Raw genomic sequence first — 16,223 nt, 5'->3', positions numbered from 1 at the left:
CCGCAGGCGCCGCCGCGCCGAGCCCCCGCTCCCGCACCCCTCAGGCTGCGCCGAGCCCGCGCTCTCCGGACCTCGCGTCCGCGGCCTCACGCTCGAGCCGCTCGATGCGCCGCATCGCCGCCCGCTCGCTGCCCGTCTGGTTGCCCAGCACGCCGGTGATGCCGTCGAGGACCAGCCCGGTCGCCCGGTCGACGGGCAGCTCGATCGGACCGATCATGGGTGCCCGGATCCCGAGCAGCGCCCGGTGTCGCGGGTCGAGGGTCGACACCGCGCCCTGGTAGATCGCTCGGTAGCCGGGTCGGAGCATCGCGGCGAGGGGCGGGTTCTTGATGAACCGCAGGACCTCACGGGTCCGGGGTGTGACGGCGAGCTCGCCGCGGTCGAGGTAGCCGTCCATCTGCGCGCGGAGTTCGACCTCGGTCTCGGGGGCGTCGTGCACGCGCATCAGGCGTCCGGCGACGGCCCACTCGCGGACGTAGGCGTCGGCACCACCGGGGATCGGCTCGCCCCAGCGCTGGGCGGTGCGGAGGAACGCGTCGGTGAACGCGAGGTGCACCCAGCGGGCGAGATCCGGGTCGTTCGCCGTGTACGGCCGTCCGATGCCGTGACCGTCGACGTACAGGCCGCGCACCCGCTCGTGGAGCCGGAGCACCCATTCGCTGCCGGAGGTGGCGGTGTCGGTGTCGCCGTGGGTGACGGTGTAGATCCAGCGGATGGTGCCCGCGAGCCGGCCGAACGGGTCTTCCTTGTACCGGGAGTGGTCCGCGACCCCGGCGAGCGCCCCGGGGTGCAGGGCCTGGACGAGGAGCGCCCGGACGCCGGCGACGATGGTCTGGTTGCCGCCGTGCACGGACCAGGTGGCGGAGCCGGGGCCGAAGAAGCCGGCGTCGGTTCCCTTCTCGAGCTCGTCCACCCACTCCGGGCTGCCGTGGGTGTTGCCCGTGAACGTGGCCTGCAAGCGGGTGCGGAACGCATCGGTGACGAACGACATGCCGTCATGGTCCGTCGGCCCCCTGACAGCGCACCGGACACTCGCCGGAAACCGCGTCTGCGCCGATGAGCGTCCCGAGCAACGTCCGAGGCACCCGCGGCACCCGAGGCACCCGCGGCACCCCCGGCGACCACCGCTGCCGACGCGCGCACCGCCCTCGTCTGACAACCCCTCGGGTCCGCCCGCTAGGTTGGTCGACGTGAGCATCGACACGCCTCGTCCCTGGCTTGCCTCCTACGCGTCAGGGGTGCCGCACGACATCGAACCGATGACGGGGTCCCTGCCGGATCTCGTGGAGCAGTCGGCACGGCGCTTCCCGAAGGCGGTCGCGCTCGAGTTCTTCACGCGGGAGACCACGTACGCCCAGCTCGAGGAGCAGATCGCCCGTGCCGCGAACGGGCTGCGCAAGCTCGGCGTGACGAAGGGCGACCGGGTGGCGCTGGTGCTGCCGAACTGTCCGCAGCACGTCGTGGCGTTCTACGCGGTGCTCCGGCTCGGCGGCATCGTCGTGGAGCACAACCCGTTGTACACACCGCGGGAGCTGCGCCACCAGTTCGAGGACCACGGCGCGAAGGTCGCGATCGCGTGGGACAAGTCGGTGGCGACGCTGCAGGACTTCCCGAAGGACGTCGCGCTGGATGCGATCGTCTCGGTGGACCTCACCCGGGCGATGCCGCGCAGCACGCGCCTGGCACTGTCGTTGCCGGTGGCGAAGGCCCGCGAGTCCCGCGCGAAGCTCACGACCTCGGTGTCCGGAACCACGCGGTGGGACGACCTGGTGTCGGCCCGGAAGCTGTCGAAGCGGCACCCGCGGCCGGAGACCGACGATGTCGCGCTCATCCAGTACACCTCCGGCACGACCGGCACCCCGAAGGGTGCCGTCCTGACGCACCGGAACCTGCTGGCGAACGCCGCGCAGGCCCGTGCCTGGATCCCCCAGATCAGCGCAGGTGACGGCAGCGTCGTGCACGCGGTGCTGCCGATGTTCCACGCGTACGGCCTGACACTGTGCCTCACGTTCGCGATGAGCATCGCCGGGAGGCTCGTCCTGTTCCCGGCGTTCGACCCTGCGTTGGTCCTCAAGGCGATCAAGAAGCGTCCGCCGACGTTCCTGCCGGCCGTGCCGCCGATCTACGCCCGGCTGCAGCACGCCGCCGACTCGGCGAAGGTGTCGCTGGCGGGCATCGACATCGGCATCTCCGGCGCGATGCCGCTGTCGCAGGACGTCATCGAGCCCTGGGAGGCCCGCACCGGCGGCTTCCTGGTGGAGGGCTACGGCCTGTCCGAGTGCTCTCCCGTGCTCATGGCGAACCCGGTGTCGGACGCCCGCCGCCTGGGTGCGATCGGCCTGCCGCTGCCGTCGACCGAGTGCCGGGTGGTGGACCCCGACGACGAGTCCCGGGTGCTCGGCACCGACGAGTCCGGTGAGCTGCAGGTCCGCGGCCCGCAGGTCTTCGGCGGCTACTGGGGCAAGGCCGAGGCCACCGACGAGGTCTTCACCTCCGACGGCTGGTTTCGGACGGGCGACATCGTGGCGATCGACGCGGACGGGTTCGTGCGCATCGTCGACCGGCTCAAGGAGCTCATCATCACCGGCGGGTTCAACGTCGCACCCTCCGAGGTGGAGGACACCCTCCTCAAGCACCCCAGCGTCAAGGAGGTCGCGGTCGTCGGCATCACGCAGGGCGGCAACGAGCAGGTCGTCGCCGCGGTGATCCCGACCGACCCGGCGACGTTCGACGGAGATGCGCTCCGGGCCTGGTCCCGCGACCACCTCGCCGCGTACAAGGTGCCGCGGCGGGTGGTGGTGGTCGAGGACCTCCCCCGCTCGATGATCGGCAAGGTCCTGCGCCGTAAGGTGCGCGACGCCATCCTGCACGACTAGCGACGAGCGACGAGCGACGGCAGCCCGCTCCTACTTGCTGCTGATCCTCGTGTACTTGTTCACCGCCCACGGCACGAACACCGCGAGCATCACCGCGATCCCGATCAACACCGTCGTGATCGGGTGCTGCATGGTCCAGATCTCCGGCACCGGCGCCGATCCGGCGTTGCCGAACAGCTCGCGCGCCGCCTGCACGAGCGAGGAGACCGGGTTCCACTCCGCGAACACCCGGAGCACGAGCGGCATCGTCTCGCTGGGCACGAAGGCGTTGGAGATGAACGTGAGCGGGAACAGGATCATGAACGAGGCGTTGTTGATCACCTCGGGCGTCTTGACGCTCATGCCGAGCAGGGCCATCACCCAGCTGAACGCGTAGCTGAACAGCAGGAGCAGTGCGAGCCCGCCGACGAACTCCACCGGTGACGATCCCACCCGCCAACCGACCGCCAGCCCGGTGGCCATCATGATCACCATCGAGATGCCGTTGAGCACGAGGTCGGAGTTCGTCCGTCCGACGAGCACGGCCGAGGCCGACATCGGCAGGGTCCGGAACCGGTCGATGAGTCCTTCCTTGAGGTCCTGCGCCATCGCCGATCCGGAGAACGTGGCGCCGAAGACGACGGTCTGCGCGAAGATCCCCGCCATCAGGAACTGCGTGTAGTCGGTCCCCTGCACGCTGATGGCGCCGCCGTAGACCTGGCTGAACAGCAGGACGAACATGATCGGCTGCAGCACGGCGAACACGAGCATGTCCGGCGACCGCTTGATCTTGATCAGGTTCCGCTTCGTCACCGTCCAGCCGTCCTCGAACCAGACGGCGAGCGGGGCGGTGACGACGACGGGCAGCTGCCGCCCGAGCGCGTTGCCGGTGCCGGTCGTGGTGGTGGTCATGGCACCAGCTCCTGTCGGGAGGCCCGCTCCCCGCCCGACGGACCGGTCGCCGCCGTCCCGTCCACACGTCCGCCCCCACCGCCGTCCTGGTCGTCTGTCGCGGCGTGCCCGGTGAGCCGGAGGAACACGTCGTCCAACGTCGGGCGGCGCATCCCGGCGTCGTGCAGCGCGATGCCGGCGGCGCCGAGGTCGGCGAGGACCCGCTGCAGCGCCGCGGGCCCGGCGTCGACGGTGACGGCCCGGGTGCGACCGTCGCCGCTCGTCTCGACCTCCCCGCTGCCGTGCCGCCGGAGGACGGTGGTGGTGGCGTCCCCGTCGGCGGCGTCCACGAGGGTGACGACGACGCGGTGTCCGCCGACCTGGGCCTTGAGCTCGTCCGAGGTGCCCTCGGCGATGACCCGGCCGTCGTCGATGACGGCGATGTCGTCGGCCAGCTGGTCGGCCTCCTCGAGGTACTGCGTGGTGAGGAGCACCGTGGCTCCGCCGGCGACGAGGTCCTCGATGATGCCCCAGAGCGCGAGGCGGCTGCGCGGGTCGAGGCCCGTCGTCGGCTCGTCCAGGAACAGCACGCGCGGGTTCATCACGAGGGCCCCGGCGAGGTCGATCCGACGGCGCATGCCGCCGGAGAACCCCTTGACGGGGCGGTCGCCCGCTTCGGAGAGCCCGAACACGTCGATGAGTTCGCGTGCCCGGTCGCGCGCTGCTCGTCGGCCCAGGTGGTAGAGCCGCCCGATCATCTCGAGGTTCTCGAACCCGGTGAGGTTCTCGTCGACGGCGGCGTACTGCCCGGAGACGCCGATCGCGCGGCGGGTGCCCTGTGGGTCGGCGACGACGTCCATGCCGGCGACGGACGCTGACCCGGCGTCCGGTTCGACGAGGGTCGTGAGGACCTTCACGGTGGTGGTCTTCCCGGCCCCGTTCGGGCCGAGCAGTGCGGTGACGGTGCCCTCGGGCACCGAGAGGTCGAGGCCCGCCAGTGCGTGCACGGGCCCCGACTTGGATCGGTAGGTCTTGGTGAGGCCGGAGGCCTCGATGATGGCCATGTCGCTCCTTCGTGACCGGCTGCGTCCCTCGGGGCCGACCGGACACGCGGACCCGGTCGACCGGGCGGCGGGAGCGACGGACGCCACTCAGACGTCGAAGCCACCACCGAAGTCGCTGGAGCCCTGGTCGAACCCGCCGTCGGACATGCCGCCGAAGTCGGAACCACCGTCGCCCCAGGAGGCGTTGTCGTACCCGCCGCCGTCGGCCGCACCGCCGTCGCCGGATCCGTCACCAGTGTCCCCCGAACCGCCGTCATCCGCACCACTCGCATCGGTTCCACCGTCGAACGACCCGGGGTCCGGGAGGAAGGCGCTCATCAGGGCGGACCCGATCACGTAGCCGCCGACGGTGCCGAGTAGCGAGGCGCCGAGGATGCTGCCGAAGCCCGAGCCCTGCCGTCCGCCGAAGCCACCACCCATGCCGCCGCCACCGATGCCACCGAGCGAGCGCTCCATGTACCCGGGCTGCCGGAGCTCGGACCGGGTCGCACTCTGGGCGAGCGAGCGAGGATCATCGCCACGTGGGGCCTCGCCGGCCGGAGCGGTGCGGGTGAACTCGTCGTAGACCATCCGGCGCTGCTCGGGCGTCAGGGTGGCGAACGCCTCGGCGTGCACCTCCTCGATCCGCTCGGGCGGCGCGGTGCGGAGCAGGTAGCGGTACCGCTCGACGGCGCGCTGGTCCTCGCCCCCGGGCTGCTGGCCGGGTCCTGACCGGTCGGGTACACCGGACGGCGTGGCTGCCCCGTACGGTGCGGCCGGCGCCTGCTGGTACGACTGCTGGCCGTACTGGTAGCCCGGCTGCGGTGCACCACCGGTTCCGCGTCGTGGCTGCTCCGGACGCTCCTCGCGGCCGAGCAGACGGTCGAGGAATCCCATGGTGTGCTCCTTCGTCGCGGGCACCGTGCCCACTGGCGCCCACGCTAGGCACCGTCGGCCGGGTCTGACTGTGCGTGCGCTCAGAAGCCGCCGTGCACCTCCCGTCCGGGAGGCCCGTCCACCGTCAGGACGTCGGCCCGGCCCCGGTGACCGCCGCGGTCCAGACCGCGAACAGCTCGTCGGCCGCGCCCGGGTGCGCCGCCAGGAACGGCACACCGGCGGGCGGGAAGTCCTGCACCGGCCCGTCGAGGGTCAGCACGACCCCACCGGCTTCGTGCACGAGGAGCACGGCGGCACCGTGGTCGACCGGGTCGAACGCCGGCATGCACGCCCCGATCCCCCGGCCGGCGGCGACCTGGGCGATCGTCAGGGTGCCCGAGCCGGGGACGCGCACGGAGCAGGACCGGGCGGCGAGCGCGTCGACGAACGCGCCGAAGCCGGGCCACGGGTGGGCACCGTCGAGCTCGGTCCCGACCACGGCGCCGGCGAGGGCGCGCGGGGCGTCGTCGAGGCGCAGCACCCGGTCGCGTTCGGTCGCTCCCCGGCCGCGGCGGGCCTCCAGGACCTCGCCGCGCCAGGGGTCCACGACGACGCCGACCAGGGGGCGCCCGGACCGGGTCAGGCACAGCGAGGTGCTCGTCCACGGCACGCCGTTCGCCAGGTTCCGGCTGCCGTCGACGGGGTCCAGGTACCACCGGTGCTTGTCCCCGGGGGCGACGCCGTACTCCTCGCCGACGAAGCCGTGCTCGGGGAACGCCGCCCGGACGCGACCGCGGACGTGCTGCTCGATCGACCGGTCCAGTGCCGTGACCTGCGCTCCGGTGTCTCCGGCGTCCGGATCGACGCGGTGTTCGCGGGTGAAGGCGATGACCTCGTGCGCGATCCGGTGTGCCAGGGTCTGGGCGCGGCCGGCGACCTCGGCCTCGCCGGGCTCCCGCACCGGCCGCGACCAGCCGTCCCGCTCGGCGGCGGCCAGGACGGCGTGCACCGTGGCGACGTCCTCGGTGAGGACCAGGTCCGCGCCGAGCCGGGTCACCCAACGGGTCGGCTCCGGGTCGTCGACGGTCCACACCGCGACGCACAGCCCGAGGGCGTGTGCCGCGCGGACGGTGGCGGGCGTGAGGAAGGCGACGTCGAGGTCGAGTGTCGAGGGCCCGAGCTCCTGCACGTCGGCGGCCGTCGGCGCTCGGAGGGTGTCCCAGGGCATCCAGACGTCGGCCTCGGGCAGCAGCGCCCGGACGGCCTGCATCGCAGCCAGCGTCCCGCGCCAGGCCACCCGCACGGCGTCGTCCACGCCGGTGCCGGCTCCCGCCACGGTGCGCACCGCGGCCTCGGCATCGGCCGGGTCCGCGAGCCCGACCACCAGTGCGGCGGAGCACCCCTCGAGCCGCTCGAGCACGGCGTCGAGGCGTGGGATGCGGTCGAGCCCGTTGCCCAGCCGTGCGACGTCGCACCACGGCGTCGCGGAGACCCGGCGGCCGTCGCCCCACATCCGGCCGAGGGTCTCGTCGTGCAGCAGCACGGCGACCCCGTCGGCGGTGACCCGGACGTCGACCGCGACGACGTCGGCACCGAGGGCCTCGGCGACGGCGACGGCCGGCAGCGTGTTCTCGCGGCGGACACCCGGGGCCCCACGCGAGGCGACGATCCGGGGCGGACGGAGGCCGGGCCTCCCGGTCGTCGTCGGTGCCGGGGTCTCGAGCGTCGTCACCGTCCCATCGTGGGAGCGCGGCCCGAACACCACGTGACGCGGCGGTGAACAGCCGGGGGCCACGCGGCCGGTGGCCATGTGGTCGGGGCCTGAGAGGATGGTGCCGTGGAGACTCGTACCTGGGGTTGGCTCGCGGCGGTCGTCGACGTCGTGCTCATCGTCGCGTTCGCCGTCATCGGACGCAGTTCGCACGGCGAGGCGTTCGCGCCGCTCGGCCTGTGGACGACCGCGTACCCGTTCCTGGCGGGGTGGGCGATCGCGTACGTGACCTCCGGGGCGTGGTCGCGCCCGCTCGCGATCTGGCCGACCGGTGTCGTGGCGTGGATCCTGACGGTGTTCGTCGGGATGGCGATCCGGGTCGCGACCGGGCAGGGCGTGGTCGACGGCAACCCACTGCCGATCTCGTTCCTCGTCGTGGCGACGATCGTGCTCGGCGTGTTCCTGGTCGGCTGGCGGCTCCTCGCCCGACTCGTGGTCCGCCTCCGGTCGGGCAGGCGTCCGGCGGGCGGCGACGCCCGGGCTGCCGGTTAGAAGAGGCCGCCCCGCGGACCCTCGTCCGGGCCGTCGAACCCGCGGAACATGTCCGACACCAGCGCGGCGATCTGCGGTTCGACGAGACGCTCGACGGCCTCGGCGATGCGCTCCCGGTGGTCCAGCAGCGCCAGGCACACGGCCGTGCCGGTCGACCGCGCGCACTCGTCGGACAGCTCGATCTCGTGGCGGAGTGCGGCCTTCGCCTCGTCGGACAGCGGCTCGCGCGGCTCCTGTTCGCTCGCCCCGGTGCCCGCCAGCTCGCCGAGGGTGAACAGGAACGGCTCGCCCGGCTCGGGCTGCGGGTCCACGTCCAGGCCCTGGAACTCCGGCGACAACCCGTCGGCGGGTTGGTACCCCGAGCGTCGCTTGCGTGCTGCGGCCCGCTCGAGTTCACGCTGCAGCAGCGGCAGGTTCTTCGCCGTGTGGTCGTCGACCGCGTCCTCGACGATGGCGGACATCCGACCGATCAGCGCGTGCTGCACCGGATGCGGAACGTCCGGCCCGAACCCCGCCGCGGCGGCGATCGGCGAGCCCGTGCAGCGTCGGCAGATGCGGGTGCGTGGACGGGCCGTCCCGATCTGCCACCGGGGCAGCCAGCGCAACCAGACGTCGACGGCGTTCCGCACGCGTCCGTCGATGCCGTCCATCCTGCAAGCGTAGGCGGCGCGCCCGGGATCCGCCCCGAGGCGCGACGGGAGGCCCGGTGCGCGACCGTCAGACCGGCTCGGTCACGAAGTCGATCAGCTCCTCGACCCGACCGAGCAGCTGTGGTTCGAGGTCGGCGAAGGTCCGCACCTGCCCCAGGATCCGCTGCCACGCCCGGGCGATGTCGGCCTGCTCGGCGTGCGGCCACCCGAGTGCCTGGCAGATGCCGGCCTTCCACTCGATCGACCGTGGGATCGTCGGCCAGGCCTGCAGTCCGACACGTGCCGGCTTCACCGACTGCCAGACGTCGACGAACGGGTGTCCGACGACGAGCACGTGTGCGCCCCACTTCCCGCGCATCACGGCGTCGGCGGAACGGGACTCCTTCGAGCCCGGCACGAGGTGGTCCACGAGGACGCCGACCCGGCGCTCCCGGGTCGGGCGGAAGTCGTCCAGCACGTCGGCCAGGTTGTCGACGCCGGACAGCTCCTCGACGACGACCCCCTCGACGCGGAGGTCCGCGCCCCACACCTTCTCGACGAGTTCGGCGTCGTGCTTGCCCTCGACCATGATCCGGCTCGGCAGGGCCACCCGGGCGCGCTGCTGCTCGACGGCGAACGACCCGGACGCGGTGCGGAGGCGGCCACCGTCGGAGGCATGCCGGACCGCCGGGGCCGCTCCGGACCTCCCGGCCGTGGCGGTGCCGGCGGTGGAACGAGCCGGCGGCGCGGCCGCGGCGGACCGACCGACCGGTGCCTGTGGACGCGTCAGGGTGACCAGTTCACCCTCGAGCAGGAACTGACCGACGAAGGGGAAGGCGCGGACGCGACCCTTCCAGTCCTCGAGCGAGACGTTGCCGGCTTCGAGGCCGACCACGGCGCCAGCCCACCCGGAGTCCGGGTCCTCGAGCACCATGTCACGCTCGAGCGGCACCTGCCGCACCTTCTGCACACCCCGCGAGCGCCAGTCGCCCGAGAGCACGTCACTGCCGTACCGGTCCTCGTCCACCCGCACGAGCGTACTGTCGACGGGCGTCCGGACAACGTCGACCGGCCGGTCCCCCATCATCCCGACGGAAGGCACACCCGTGCGTGCAACAGTCATCCACGCCCCCCGCGACATCCGTGTCGAAGAGCGCGATGCCCCCACGATCCTCACCCCGTCCGACGCCGTCGTACGTGTCGTCGCCGCGTGCGTCTGCGGCTCGGACCTCTGGCCCTACCGGGGTGTCCGCGACACGAAGGAACCGCGGGCGATCGGTCACGAGTTCGTCGGCGTCGTCGACCAGGTCGGCGACGACGTGACCGACGTGCGCGTCGGCGACTTCGTCATCGCACCGTTCACGACCAACGACGGCACCTGCCAGGCCTGCGCGCACGGCATGACGAGCGGCTGCGACCACGGCTCCACGTTCGGTGTCACGCCGGACGCCTACGGCCACCCGCTGGGCGGCGCCCAGGCCGAGTACGTCCGTGTGCCGGACGCCGCCGCCAGCCTCGTCGTCGTGCCCGGGCCGGTCGACGAGGACCTCGTGCCGTCGCTCCTGACCCTGTCCGACGTGTTCTCCACCGGGCACCACGCCGCGGTGTCGGCCGGGGTCGGCCCGGGCAAGACCGTCGTCGTGGTCGGCGACGGTGCGGTCGGGCTGTCGGCGGTCCTCGCCGCGAAGCGTCTCGGCGCCGAGCGGATCATCGCGATGAGCCGCCACGCGGACCGGCAGGCGCTGGCGCGCGACTTCGGCGCGAGCGACATCGTCGAGACCCGCGGCGACGAGGGCGTCCAGGCCGTGCGGGACCTGCTGGACGGCGACCTCGCCGACTGCGCGCTCGAGGCCGTCGGCACCGCGGAGAGCATGGACCAGGCCCTGCGGGTCGTCCGCGCCGGTGGTGCGGTGGGCTACGTCGGCGTGCCGGCGGGTGACCCCGAGCTGCCGATGCCGTTCCTGTTCGCGAAGAACATCACGGTCGGCGGCGGCATGGCCCCGGCCCGCGCGTACATCGAGGAGCTGTTGCCCGACGTGCTGTCGCGGACCATCGACCCGGGCAAGGTGTTCGACCTCGAACTGCCCCTGGACCAGGCTCCCGAGGCCTACGCCGCGATGGACGAGCGTCGGGCGATCAAGGTGCTGCTGCGCCCGTAGCGGTCGCGAAACGCAACGTGGGCGGTTGCGCGCGACGGTGTTCCGTTGCGTGCAGCCGCCCACGTTGCGTTCTGCGGAAGGTCAGCGGACGGCGAGGACCCGGTGCGGGGACGCCGCCTCGGCACGCCAACCCGGCGGCAGGGCGGCGCTGAGCTCGGGGACGGTGAAACTCCGGCGGATGGAACGGAGACCGTCCTCGCGGATGAACGTGCCCGCCGAGACGAACGGCGCCCCGATCGCGTACAGCCGGTAGGCGGACACCGAACGCCGGATGTCGGAGTGCACACTGCGGGTGACGGCCAGCTCCCCGGAGTCCCGGAGGAACGCCGCCCGCTCGGCGTCGTCGAGGTGGTGCAGCACGTGGTTCGACACGACGACGTCGAACCGCTCGCCCGCCGCGACCAGGTCGGCGCTCGACTCCGTGCGGAACGTCACCCCGGCCGTCGTCCGTCGCTCCGCCGCCGCGATCGCCCGCGGGTCCGGGTCCACCCCGACGACCTCGAGGTCGAAGCCGTCCCCCCGCGCCCACCGCACCAGCGACCGGGCGAGGTCACCGCCGCCGCAGCCGAGGTCGAGCACGCGGGCCCGACCGGTCGGCGGCAGTGCCGGGGCGACGTGGGTGCGCCAGACCGACCGCCAGCCGGACACCGCGGCGTTCACCAGGGCGAAGCGGCGGAAGGTCCGGTCGAGCGTCGCGGGGTCGCAGTCCGGGTCGTCCATCAACTCGCGCAGGTCGACCGCGCGGGTGGAGAGGTCGACGGCGTCGGTCACGCCCCCACCCCGACGGGGGCGACAGCGTCGGCCGCGTCGACCACTGCGGGCGCACCGCTGGCGTCCGCCGCGACGACCGCGCTCCCGACCACGGTCAGCGACGCCGCCTCGACGGTCAGCCCCGGCCCGAAGGCCAGCGCGACGACGGGCGTACCGTCCGCGGGACGTGCCTCGAGGGCCTCCCGGAGGACGAACAGCACCGTCGCACTCGACATGTTGCCGTGGTCGCGGAGGACCGCGCGGCTCGCCGTCAACGCGCTGTCCGGCAGGTGCAGGGCGTCCTGGGTGCGGTCCAGGATCGCCCGCCCGCCGGGGTGCACGGCCCAGACCGGCACGTCGTGCGGCGTCCAGCCGCGCGGGTCGAGGAGCGGGGCGACCGCCTCGGCCGCGTGCACGCCGATCAGCTTCGGGACCTCGGTGCTCAGCACCATCTCGAAGCCCTCGTCACCGATGTTCCACGCCATCTCGCTCGCACCCTCGGGCAGGACCATGGTGGTGAACGCGTCGAGTCGGAGGCCCGGGCCGTCCGCCGTGACGACGGCCGCCGCGGCTCCGTCGCCGAAGACGCTGTTCGCGACGATCTGGTCCGGGTCCTCGGAGTGACGGACGTGCAACGTGCAGAGCTCGGCGCAGACGACGAGGACGACCGCCGTCGGGTCCGCGCCGACGAACGCGTCGGCGATGCGGAGGGCGGGGAACGCGGCGAAGCACCCCATGAACCCGACGTGCTGCCGGAAGACGTTCCGCGGCAGCCCGAGTTCCTCGACGATCGCCAGGTCCGGCCCGGGCTGCGTGAAGCCGGTGCAGGACACGGTCACGACGTGTGTGACGGTCGCCGGGTCGACCGCGGCACGCTCGAGGGCGTCACGAGCGGCGCCGACGAAGAGCGGCGGAGCGAGCTCGCGGAAGCGGTCGTTCCGTGTCCCGGTGCTCGGCGAGCTGAGGACCCCGTCGGCGTCGCGGAACGCACCGGGCGCGGCCGTCGCGTCGAGCTCCGGCAGGACGCTGTGGCGGTGCTCCACCTCGGAGGCGTTGAACGCCGCGGGGACGAGCCGCGAGGCGAGCCTCCCGAGGCCGGGCTGGGCGGCGAACAGGTCACGGACCGACGCCTGCCCGAGGGTGGTCCGCGGGACGGCGGTACCGATGGCTCGGATCGTTGCTGACACGCTCCATCCTGTCACCGGATCGCTGACGTGTCCCCAGGATGGACGGGAGGCCCGTGGCGTTCTCGCCACGGGCCTCCCGTCATGCGCGTCCAGCGCTGGTCGTGCTGGGTCGTGCTGGGTCCTACTGCTGCTGCGCGCGCTCCAGGACGAGCTCGCGCACACGGGCTGCGTCGGCCTGGCCCTTCATCGCCTTCATGACCGAGCCGATGATCGCGCCGGCGGCCTGCACCTTGCCGTCGCGGATCTTCTGCAGCACGTCCGGCTGACCGGCCAGTGCCTCGTCGACCGCGGCGGTGAGGGCGGAGTCGTCCGAGACGACCCGCAGCCCGCGGGACTCGACGACCTGCGCCGGCGAGCCCTCTCCGGCGATGACGCCCTCGAGCACCTGGCGTGCGAGACGGTCGGTCAGGTCACCGGACTCCACCAGCGCGATGACCTCGGCCACGTGCTGCGGCGACACCAGGTCGCCGGGAGCGGCGTCCTGCGCGTTCGCGACACGGCTGATCTCACCGGTCCACCACTTGCGGGCGGCCTGCGGACCGGCACCGGCGTCGACGGTCGCCTGGACCTCGTCGAGGAGCCCGCCGTTGACGACATCCTGGAACTCGAGGTCCGCGAAGCCCCACTCGCCCTTCAGGCGACGACGTCGGGCCACCGGCGCCTCGGGCAGACCCGCGCGGAGCTCCTCGATCAGTGCCGGGTCGGGCACGACGGGCAGCAGGTCCGGCTCCGGGAAGTAGCGGTAGTCGTCGGCGTCCGACTTGGGACGGCCGGCCGAGGTGCGACCGGTGTCCTCGTGCCAGTGCCGGGTCTCCTGCGTGATGGTGCCGCCGGCCGCGAGGATCGCCGCCTGCCGCTGGATCTCGTAGCGGATGGCCCGCTCGACCGCGCGGAACGAGTTGACGTTCTTCGTCTCGGTGCGGGTGCCGAGCTTCTCCTGGCCCCACGGGCGCAGCGAGATGTTCGCATCGCAGCGCAGGTTCCCGCGCTCCATGCGGGCCTCGGAGACGCCGAGGGCACGGACGAGGTCACGGATGACCTGCACGTACGCGGCACCGAGCTCGGGGGCACGCTCCTTGGCGCCGACGATCGGCTTCGTGACGATCTCGACCAGCGGGACACCCGCGCGGTTGTAGTCGACGAGCGAGTACTCGGCGCCCTGGATCCGGCCCGTGGCACCACCCACGTGCGTCAGCTTGCCCGCGTCCTCTTCCATGTGGGCGCGCTCGATCGGCACCTGGAAGATCGTGCCGTCGGCGAGTTCGACCTCGACCTCGCCCTCGAAGGCGATCGGCTCGTCGAACTGCGAGATCTGGTAGTTCTTCGGGTTGTCCGGGTAGAAGTAGTTCTTCCGCGCGAACCGCGAGCTCTCGGCGATCGAGCAGCCGAGCGCGAGCCCGAGCTGGATCGAGTAGCGCACGGCCTGCTCGTTGACGACCGGCAGGGACCCGGGCAGCCCGAGGTCGACCGGTGTCACGTTCGTGTTCGGTTCGCCGCCGAAGAAGTTCGGCGCGTCCGAGAACATCTTCGTGGCCGTCGCGAGTTCGACGTGCACCTCGAAGCCGAGGACCGGCTCGAACCGCTCGAGTGCCTCGTCGAAGTCCATGAGTGCGTCCTTGGCCATCAGATGACACCTTCCTCTGCGGCGGACTGCTGTGTGGCGTCCAGGTTCGGGATCCGGGAGATGAGCGGGGCACCCCACTGCTGCTCGAGCAGACGCTCCAGCGCGGCACCGACCCGGTAGAGCCGGGCGTCCTCGCGCTGCGGGGCCATCAGCTGCACGCCGGTCGGCAGCGAGTCCTCGGGCGCCAGGCCGTTCGGGATGCTCATGCCGGGGACGCCCGCCAGGTTCGCGGGGATCGTGGTGAGGTCGTTGAGGTACATCGCGAGCGGGTCGTCGATGCGCTCACCGATCTTGAACGCCGTCGTCGGCGCCGACGGGCTGATCAGCAGGTCGACCTGCTCGAAGGCGGCGGTGAAGTCGCGCTGGACGAGCGTGCGGACCTTCTGCGCACTGCCGTAGTAGGCGTCGTAGTACCCGGCGCTCAGGGCGTACGTGCCGAGGATGATGCGGCGCTTGACCTCGGGCCCGAAGCCGGCTTCGCGCGTGGCGGCCATGACGTCCTCGACCGTGGCGCCGCCCTCGGGCGTGACACGCAGGCCGAAGCGGACCGAGTCGAACTTCGCGAGGTTCGACGACGCCTCCGCCGGGAGGATCAGGTAGTAGGCGCTGATCGCGTACGCGAATGACGGCGCGTCGATCTCGACGACCACGGCACCGGCCGACTCGAGCAGCGCGACGGTCTCCTGGAAGCGCTGGGTGACGCCGGCCTGGAAGCCGTCACCACCGGCGAGTTCCTTGACGACGCCGATGCGGACGCCCTTGAGCGAGTCGGCCTGCAGACCGTCGCGCGCGGCAGCGGCGAACGAGGGCCACTCCTGCCGGAGCGAAGTGGAGTCCTTCGGGTCGTGCCCGCCGATGACGTCGTGCAGCAGTGCGGCGTCGAGGACGGTGCGGGACACCGGCCCGATCTGGTCGAGGCTCGACGCCAACGCGATCGCACCGTAGCGGCTGACGCCACCGTAGGTCGGCTTCACACCGACGGTGCCCGTGACGGCACCGGGCTGACGGATCGACCCACCGGTGTCGGAGCCCAGGGCGAGCGGGGCTTCGTGCGCGGCCACCGCTGCCGCCGAGCCGCCGCCGGACCCGCCGGGGATCCGGTCCAGGTCCCACGGGTTGTGGGTCGGGCCGTACGCCGAGAACTCGGTCGACGAGCCCATCGCGAACTCGTCCATGTTCGTCTTGCCGAGCGGCACCAGGCCGGCACGGCGGAGCTTGGCGACCGGGGTGGCGTCGTACGGCGGCACCCAGCCCTCGAGGATCTTCGAGCCCGAGGTGGTCGGCATGTCCTGCGTGCACAGGACGTCCTTGACGGCGATCGGCACGCCGGCGAGCGGACCGAGGTCGTCCCCGGCCGCGCGGCGGGAGTCGATGACCTTCGCAGCGGCGATCGCGTTCTGGTTGACGTGCAGGAACGCGTGCACGTCCCCGTCGACGGCGGCGATCCGGTCGAGGTGGGCCTGCGTGGCCTCGACGCTCGAGACGTCGCGGGCCACCAGGGCGTCGGCGAGCGCGGCAGCGCTCAGCGTGGTGATGTCGTGGGTCACTGTTCTTCCGCCTACTGTTCTTCGCCGAGGATCGCGGTCACCCGGAAGCGCTCGCCGTCCGAGTCGGGGGCACCGGAGAGCGCCTGCTCCTGGGTCAGCGTCTCGCCGACCACGTCGGGGCGGGACACGTTCTCGAGCGGGACCGGGTGGCTCGTCGCGGGGACGTCCGGGGTCGCGACCTCGGTGACCTTGGCGACGCTGTCGACGATGAGTGACAGCTCCTCGGTCATCTTCTCGATCTCGTCGGGCGTGAGTGCGATACGTGCGAGGTTCGCCAGGTGTGCGACCTGCTCGCTCGTGATGTCAGGCATGGTGCTCCGTCGATCGGTTCGTGGAATGCGCACCAGTCTATTGGGCGTGCCACGCGGGGTCGGACGGCTGTGCACGGCCGACCCCGAG

15 protein-coding genes are annotated in these 16,223 nt (G+C 72.5%); 3 read left to right on the top strand and 12 right to left on the bottom strand.

Translation table 11 applies throughout. The features are described 5' to 3' along the window. Positions 1 to 40: 40 nt before the first annotated feature. On the bottom strand, positions 41 to 991 hold the full coding sequence (locus DEJ33_RS09400; RefSeq protein WP_111078689.1) for an oxygenase MpaB family protein: 951 nt from the start codon (positions 989 to 991) through the stop codon (positions 41 to 43). Between the two features lie 199 nt (positions 992 to 1,190). Between DEJ33_RS09400 and DEJ33_RS09395 the strand changes: the two genes are divergently transcribed. Then, positions 1,191 to 2,876: a long-chain-fatty-acid--CoA ligase gene (locus DEJ33_RS09395; RefSeq protein WP_111194820.1), complete on the top strand. Its 1,686-nt coding sequence runs from the start codon at positions 1,191 to 1,193 to the stop codon at positions 2,874 to 2,876. 30 nt (positions 2,877 to 2,906) lie between these two features. On the opposite strand, the gene DEJ33_RS09390 is transcribed toward DEJ33_RS09395, so the two are convergent. The 4 genes from DEJ33_RS09390 to DEJ33_RS09375 form a co-directional block, all read right to left on the bottom strand. Further along, positions 2,907 to 3,767, bottom strand: a complete 861-nt coding sequence (locus DEJ33_RS09390; protein ID WP_111194807.1) for an ABC transporter permease — start codon at positions 3,765 to 3,767, stop codon at positions 2,907 to 2,909. After that, complete coding sequence (locus tag DEJ33_RS09385) at positions 3,764 to 4,810, bottom strand: ATP-binding cassette domain-containing protein (protein WP_111078687.1); 1,047 nt, start codon at positions 4,808 to 4,810, stop codon at positions 3,764 to 3,766. The genes DEJ33_RS09390 and DEJ33_RS09385 overlap by 4 nt, the downstream gene beginning before the upstream one ends. A gap of 87 nt (positions 4,811 to 4,897) precedes the next feature. Beyond that, positions 4,898 to 5,686, bottom strand: a complete 789-nt coding sequence (locus DEJ33_RS09380; RefSeq protein WP_111194819.1) for a hypothetical protein — start codon at positions 5,684 to 5,686, stop codon at positions 4,898 to 4,900. 124 nt (positions 5,687 to 5,810) lie between these two features. After that, entirely contained in the window at positions 5,811 to 7,397 is a 1,587-nt protein-coding gene (locus DEJ33_RS09375; RefSeq protein ID WP_181437287.1) for an inositol monophosphatase family protein, read from the bottom strand. 105 nt (positions 7,398 to 7,502) lie between these two features. Here DEJ33_RS09375 and DEJ33_RS09370 point away from each other — a divergent pair, with 105 nt between their 5' ends. Further along, positions 7,503 to 7,928, top strand: coding sequence for a DUF3054 domain-containing protein (locus DEJ33_RS09370; RefSeq protein ID WP_111078685.1), 426 nt, complete (start codon positions 7,503 to 7,505; stop codon positions 7,926 to 7,928). On the opposite strand, the gene DEJ33_RS09365 is transcribed toward DEJ33_RS09370, so the two are convergent. Together DEJ33_RS09365 and DEJ33_RS09360 are read right to left on the bottom strand one after the other, a co-directional pair. Then, the gene (locus DEJ33_RS09365; protein ID WP_111194805.1) at positions 7,925 to 8,578 is read right to left on the bottom strand and encodes a spermidine/putrescine ABC transporter substrate-binding protein; all 654 of its coding nucleotides are present in this window, start codon (positions 8,576 to 8,578) and stop codon (positions 7,925 to 7,927) included. The genes DEJ33_RS09370 and DEJ33_RS09365 overlap by 4 nt on opposite strands. A gap of 67 nt (positions 8,579 to 8,645) precedes the next feature. Next, positions 8,646 to 9,584, bottom strand: a complete 939-nt coding sequence (locus DEJ33_RS09360) for a DUF3097 domain-containing protein (protein WP_258378139.1) — start codon at positions 9,582 to 9,584, stop codon at positions 8,646 to 8,648. Positions 9,585 to 9,663: 79 nt separating this feature from the next. On the opposite strand from DEJ33_RS09360, the gene DEJ33_RS09355 reads away from it, so the two are divergent. Then, positions 9,664 to 10,716: a zinc-binding dehydrogenase gene (locus tag DEJ33_RS09355; protein WP_111078683.1), complete on the top strand. Its 1,053-nt coding sequence runs from the start codon at positions 9,664 to 9,666 to the stop codon at positions 10,714 to 10,716. 81 nt (positions 10,717 to 10,797) lie between these two features. Here the strand turns inward: DEJ33_RS09355 and DEJ33_RS09350 are convergent, their stop codons facing one another. The 5 genes from DEJ33_RS09350 to gatC form a co-directional block, all read right to left on the bottom strand. Further along, positions 10,798 to 11,487 carry a methyltransferase domain-containing protein gene (locus DEJ33_RS09350; RefSeq protein WP_258378138.1) on the bottom strand — a complete coding sequence of 230 codons (690 nt, stop codon included), beginning with the start codon at positions 11,485 to 11,487 and terminating at the stop codon, positions 10,798 to 10,800. Next, on the bottom strand, positions 11,484 to 12,653 hold the full coding sequence (locus tag DEJ33_RS09345; RefSeq protein ID WP_111194804.1) for a type III polyketide synthase: 1,170 nt from the start codon (positions 12,651 to 12,653) through the stop codon (positions 11,484 to 11,486). Before DEJ33_RS09345 ends, DEJ33_RS09350 begins: the two co-directional genes overlap by 4 nt. A 121-nt stretch (positions 12,654 to 12,774) precedes the next feature. Beyond that, positions 12,775 to 14,277: an Asp-tRNA(Asn)/Glu-tRNA(Gln) amidotransferase subunit GatB gene (gene gatB, locus DEJ33_RS09340; protein ID WP_111194803.1), complete on the bottom strand. Its 1,503-nt coding sequence runs from the start codon at positions 14,275 to 14,277 to the stop codon at positions 12,775 to 12,777. Then, positions 14,277 to 15,824, bottom strand: a complete 1,548-nt coding sequence (gene gatA, locus DEJ33_RS09335) for an Asp-tRNA(Asn)/Glu-tRNA(Gln) amidotransferase subunit GatA (RefSeq protein WP_111194802.1) — start codon at positions 15,822 to 15,824, stop codon at positions 14,277 to 14,279. Before gatA ends, gatB begins: the two co-directional genes overlap by 1 nt. Positions 15,825 to 15,835: 11 nt before the next feature. Then, positions 15,836 to 16,135: an Asp-tRNA(Asn)/Glu-tRNA(Gln) amidotransferase subunit GatC gene (gatC, locus tag DEJ33_RS09330; RefSeq protein WP_111076257.1), complete on the bottom strand. Its 300-nt coding sequence runs from the start codon at positions 16,133 to 16,135 to the stop codon at positions 15,836 to 15,838. Between the last annotated feature and the right edge of the window lie 88 nt (positions 16,136 to 16,223).

The sequence above is a fragment of the Curtobacterium sp. MCPF17_047 genome (assembly GCF_003234045.1).
Taxonomy (GTDB): Bacteria; Actinomycetota; Actinomycetes; order Actinomycetales; family Microbacteriaceae; genus Curtobacterium.
The sequence above is the reverse complement of the archived record's forward strand: the minus strand, read 5'-3'. Positions and strand labels throughout refer to the sequence as shown.

Excerpts from the sequence above, each read along its gene's own strand:
- DEJ33_RS09390 (WP_111194807.1), bottom strand. The coding sequence starts at position 3,767 with ATGACCACCACCACGACCGGCACCGGCAACGCGCTCGGGCGGCAGCTG.
- DEJ33_RS09365 (WP_111194805.1), bottom strand. The coding sequence starts at position 8,578 with ATGGACGGCATCGACGGACGCGTGCGGAACGCCGTCGACGTCTGGTTG.
- gatC (WP_111076257.1), bottom strand. The coding sequence starts at position 16,135 with ATGCCTGACATCACGAGCGAGCAGGTCGCACACCTGGCGAACCTCGCA.
- DEJ33_RS09385 (WP_111078687.1), bottom strand. The coding sequence starts at position 4,810 with ATGGCCATCATCGAGGCCTCCGGCCTCACCAAGACCTACCGATCCAAG.
- gatB (WP_111194803.1), bottom strand. The coding sequence starts at position 14,277 with ATGGCCAAGGACGCACTCATGGACTTCGACGAGGCACTCGAGCGGTTC.
- DEJ33_RS09380 (WP_111194819.1), bottom strand. The coding sequence starts at position 5,686 with ATGGGATTCCTCGACCGTCTGCTCGGCCGCGAGGAGCGTCCGGAGCAG.
- DEJ33_RS09400 (WP_111078689.1), bottom strand. The coding sequence starts at position 991 with ATGTCGTTCGTCACCGATGCGTTCCGCACCCGCTTGCAGGCCACGTTC.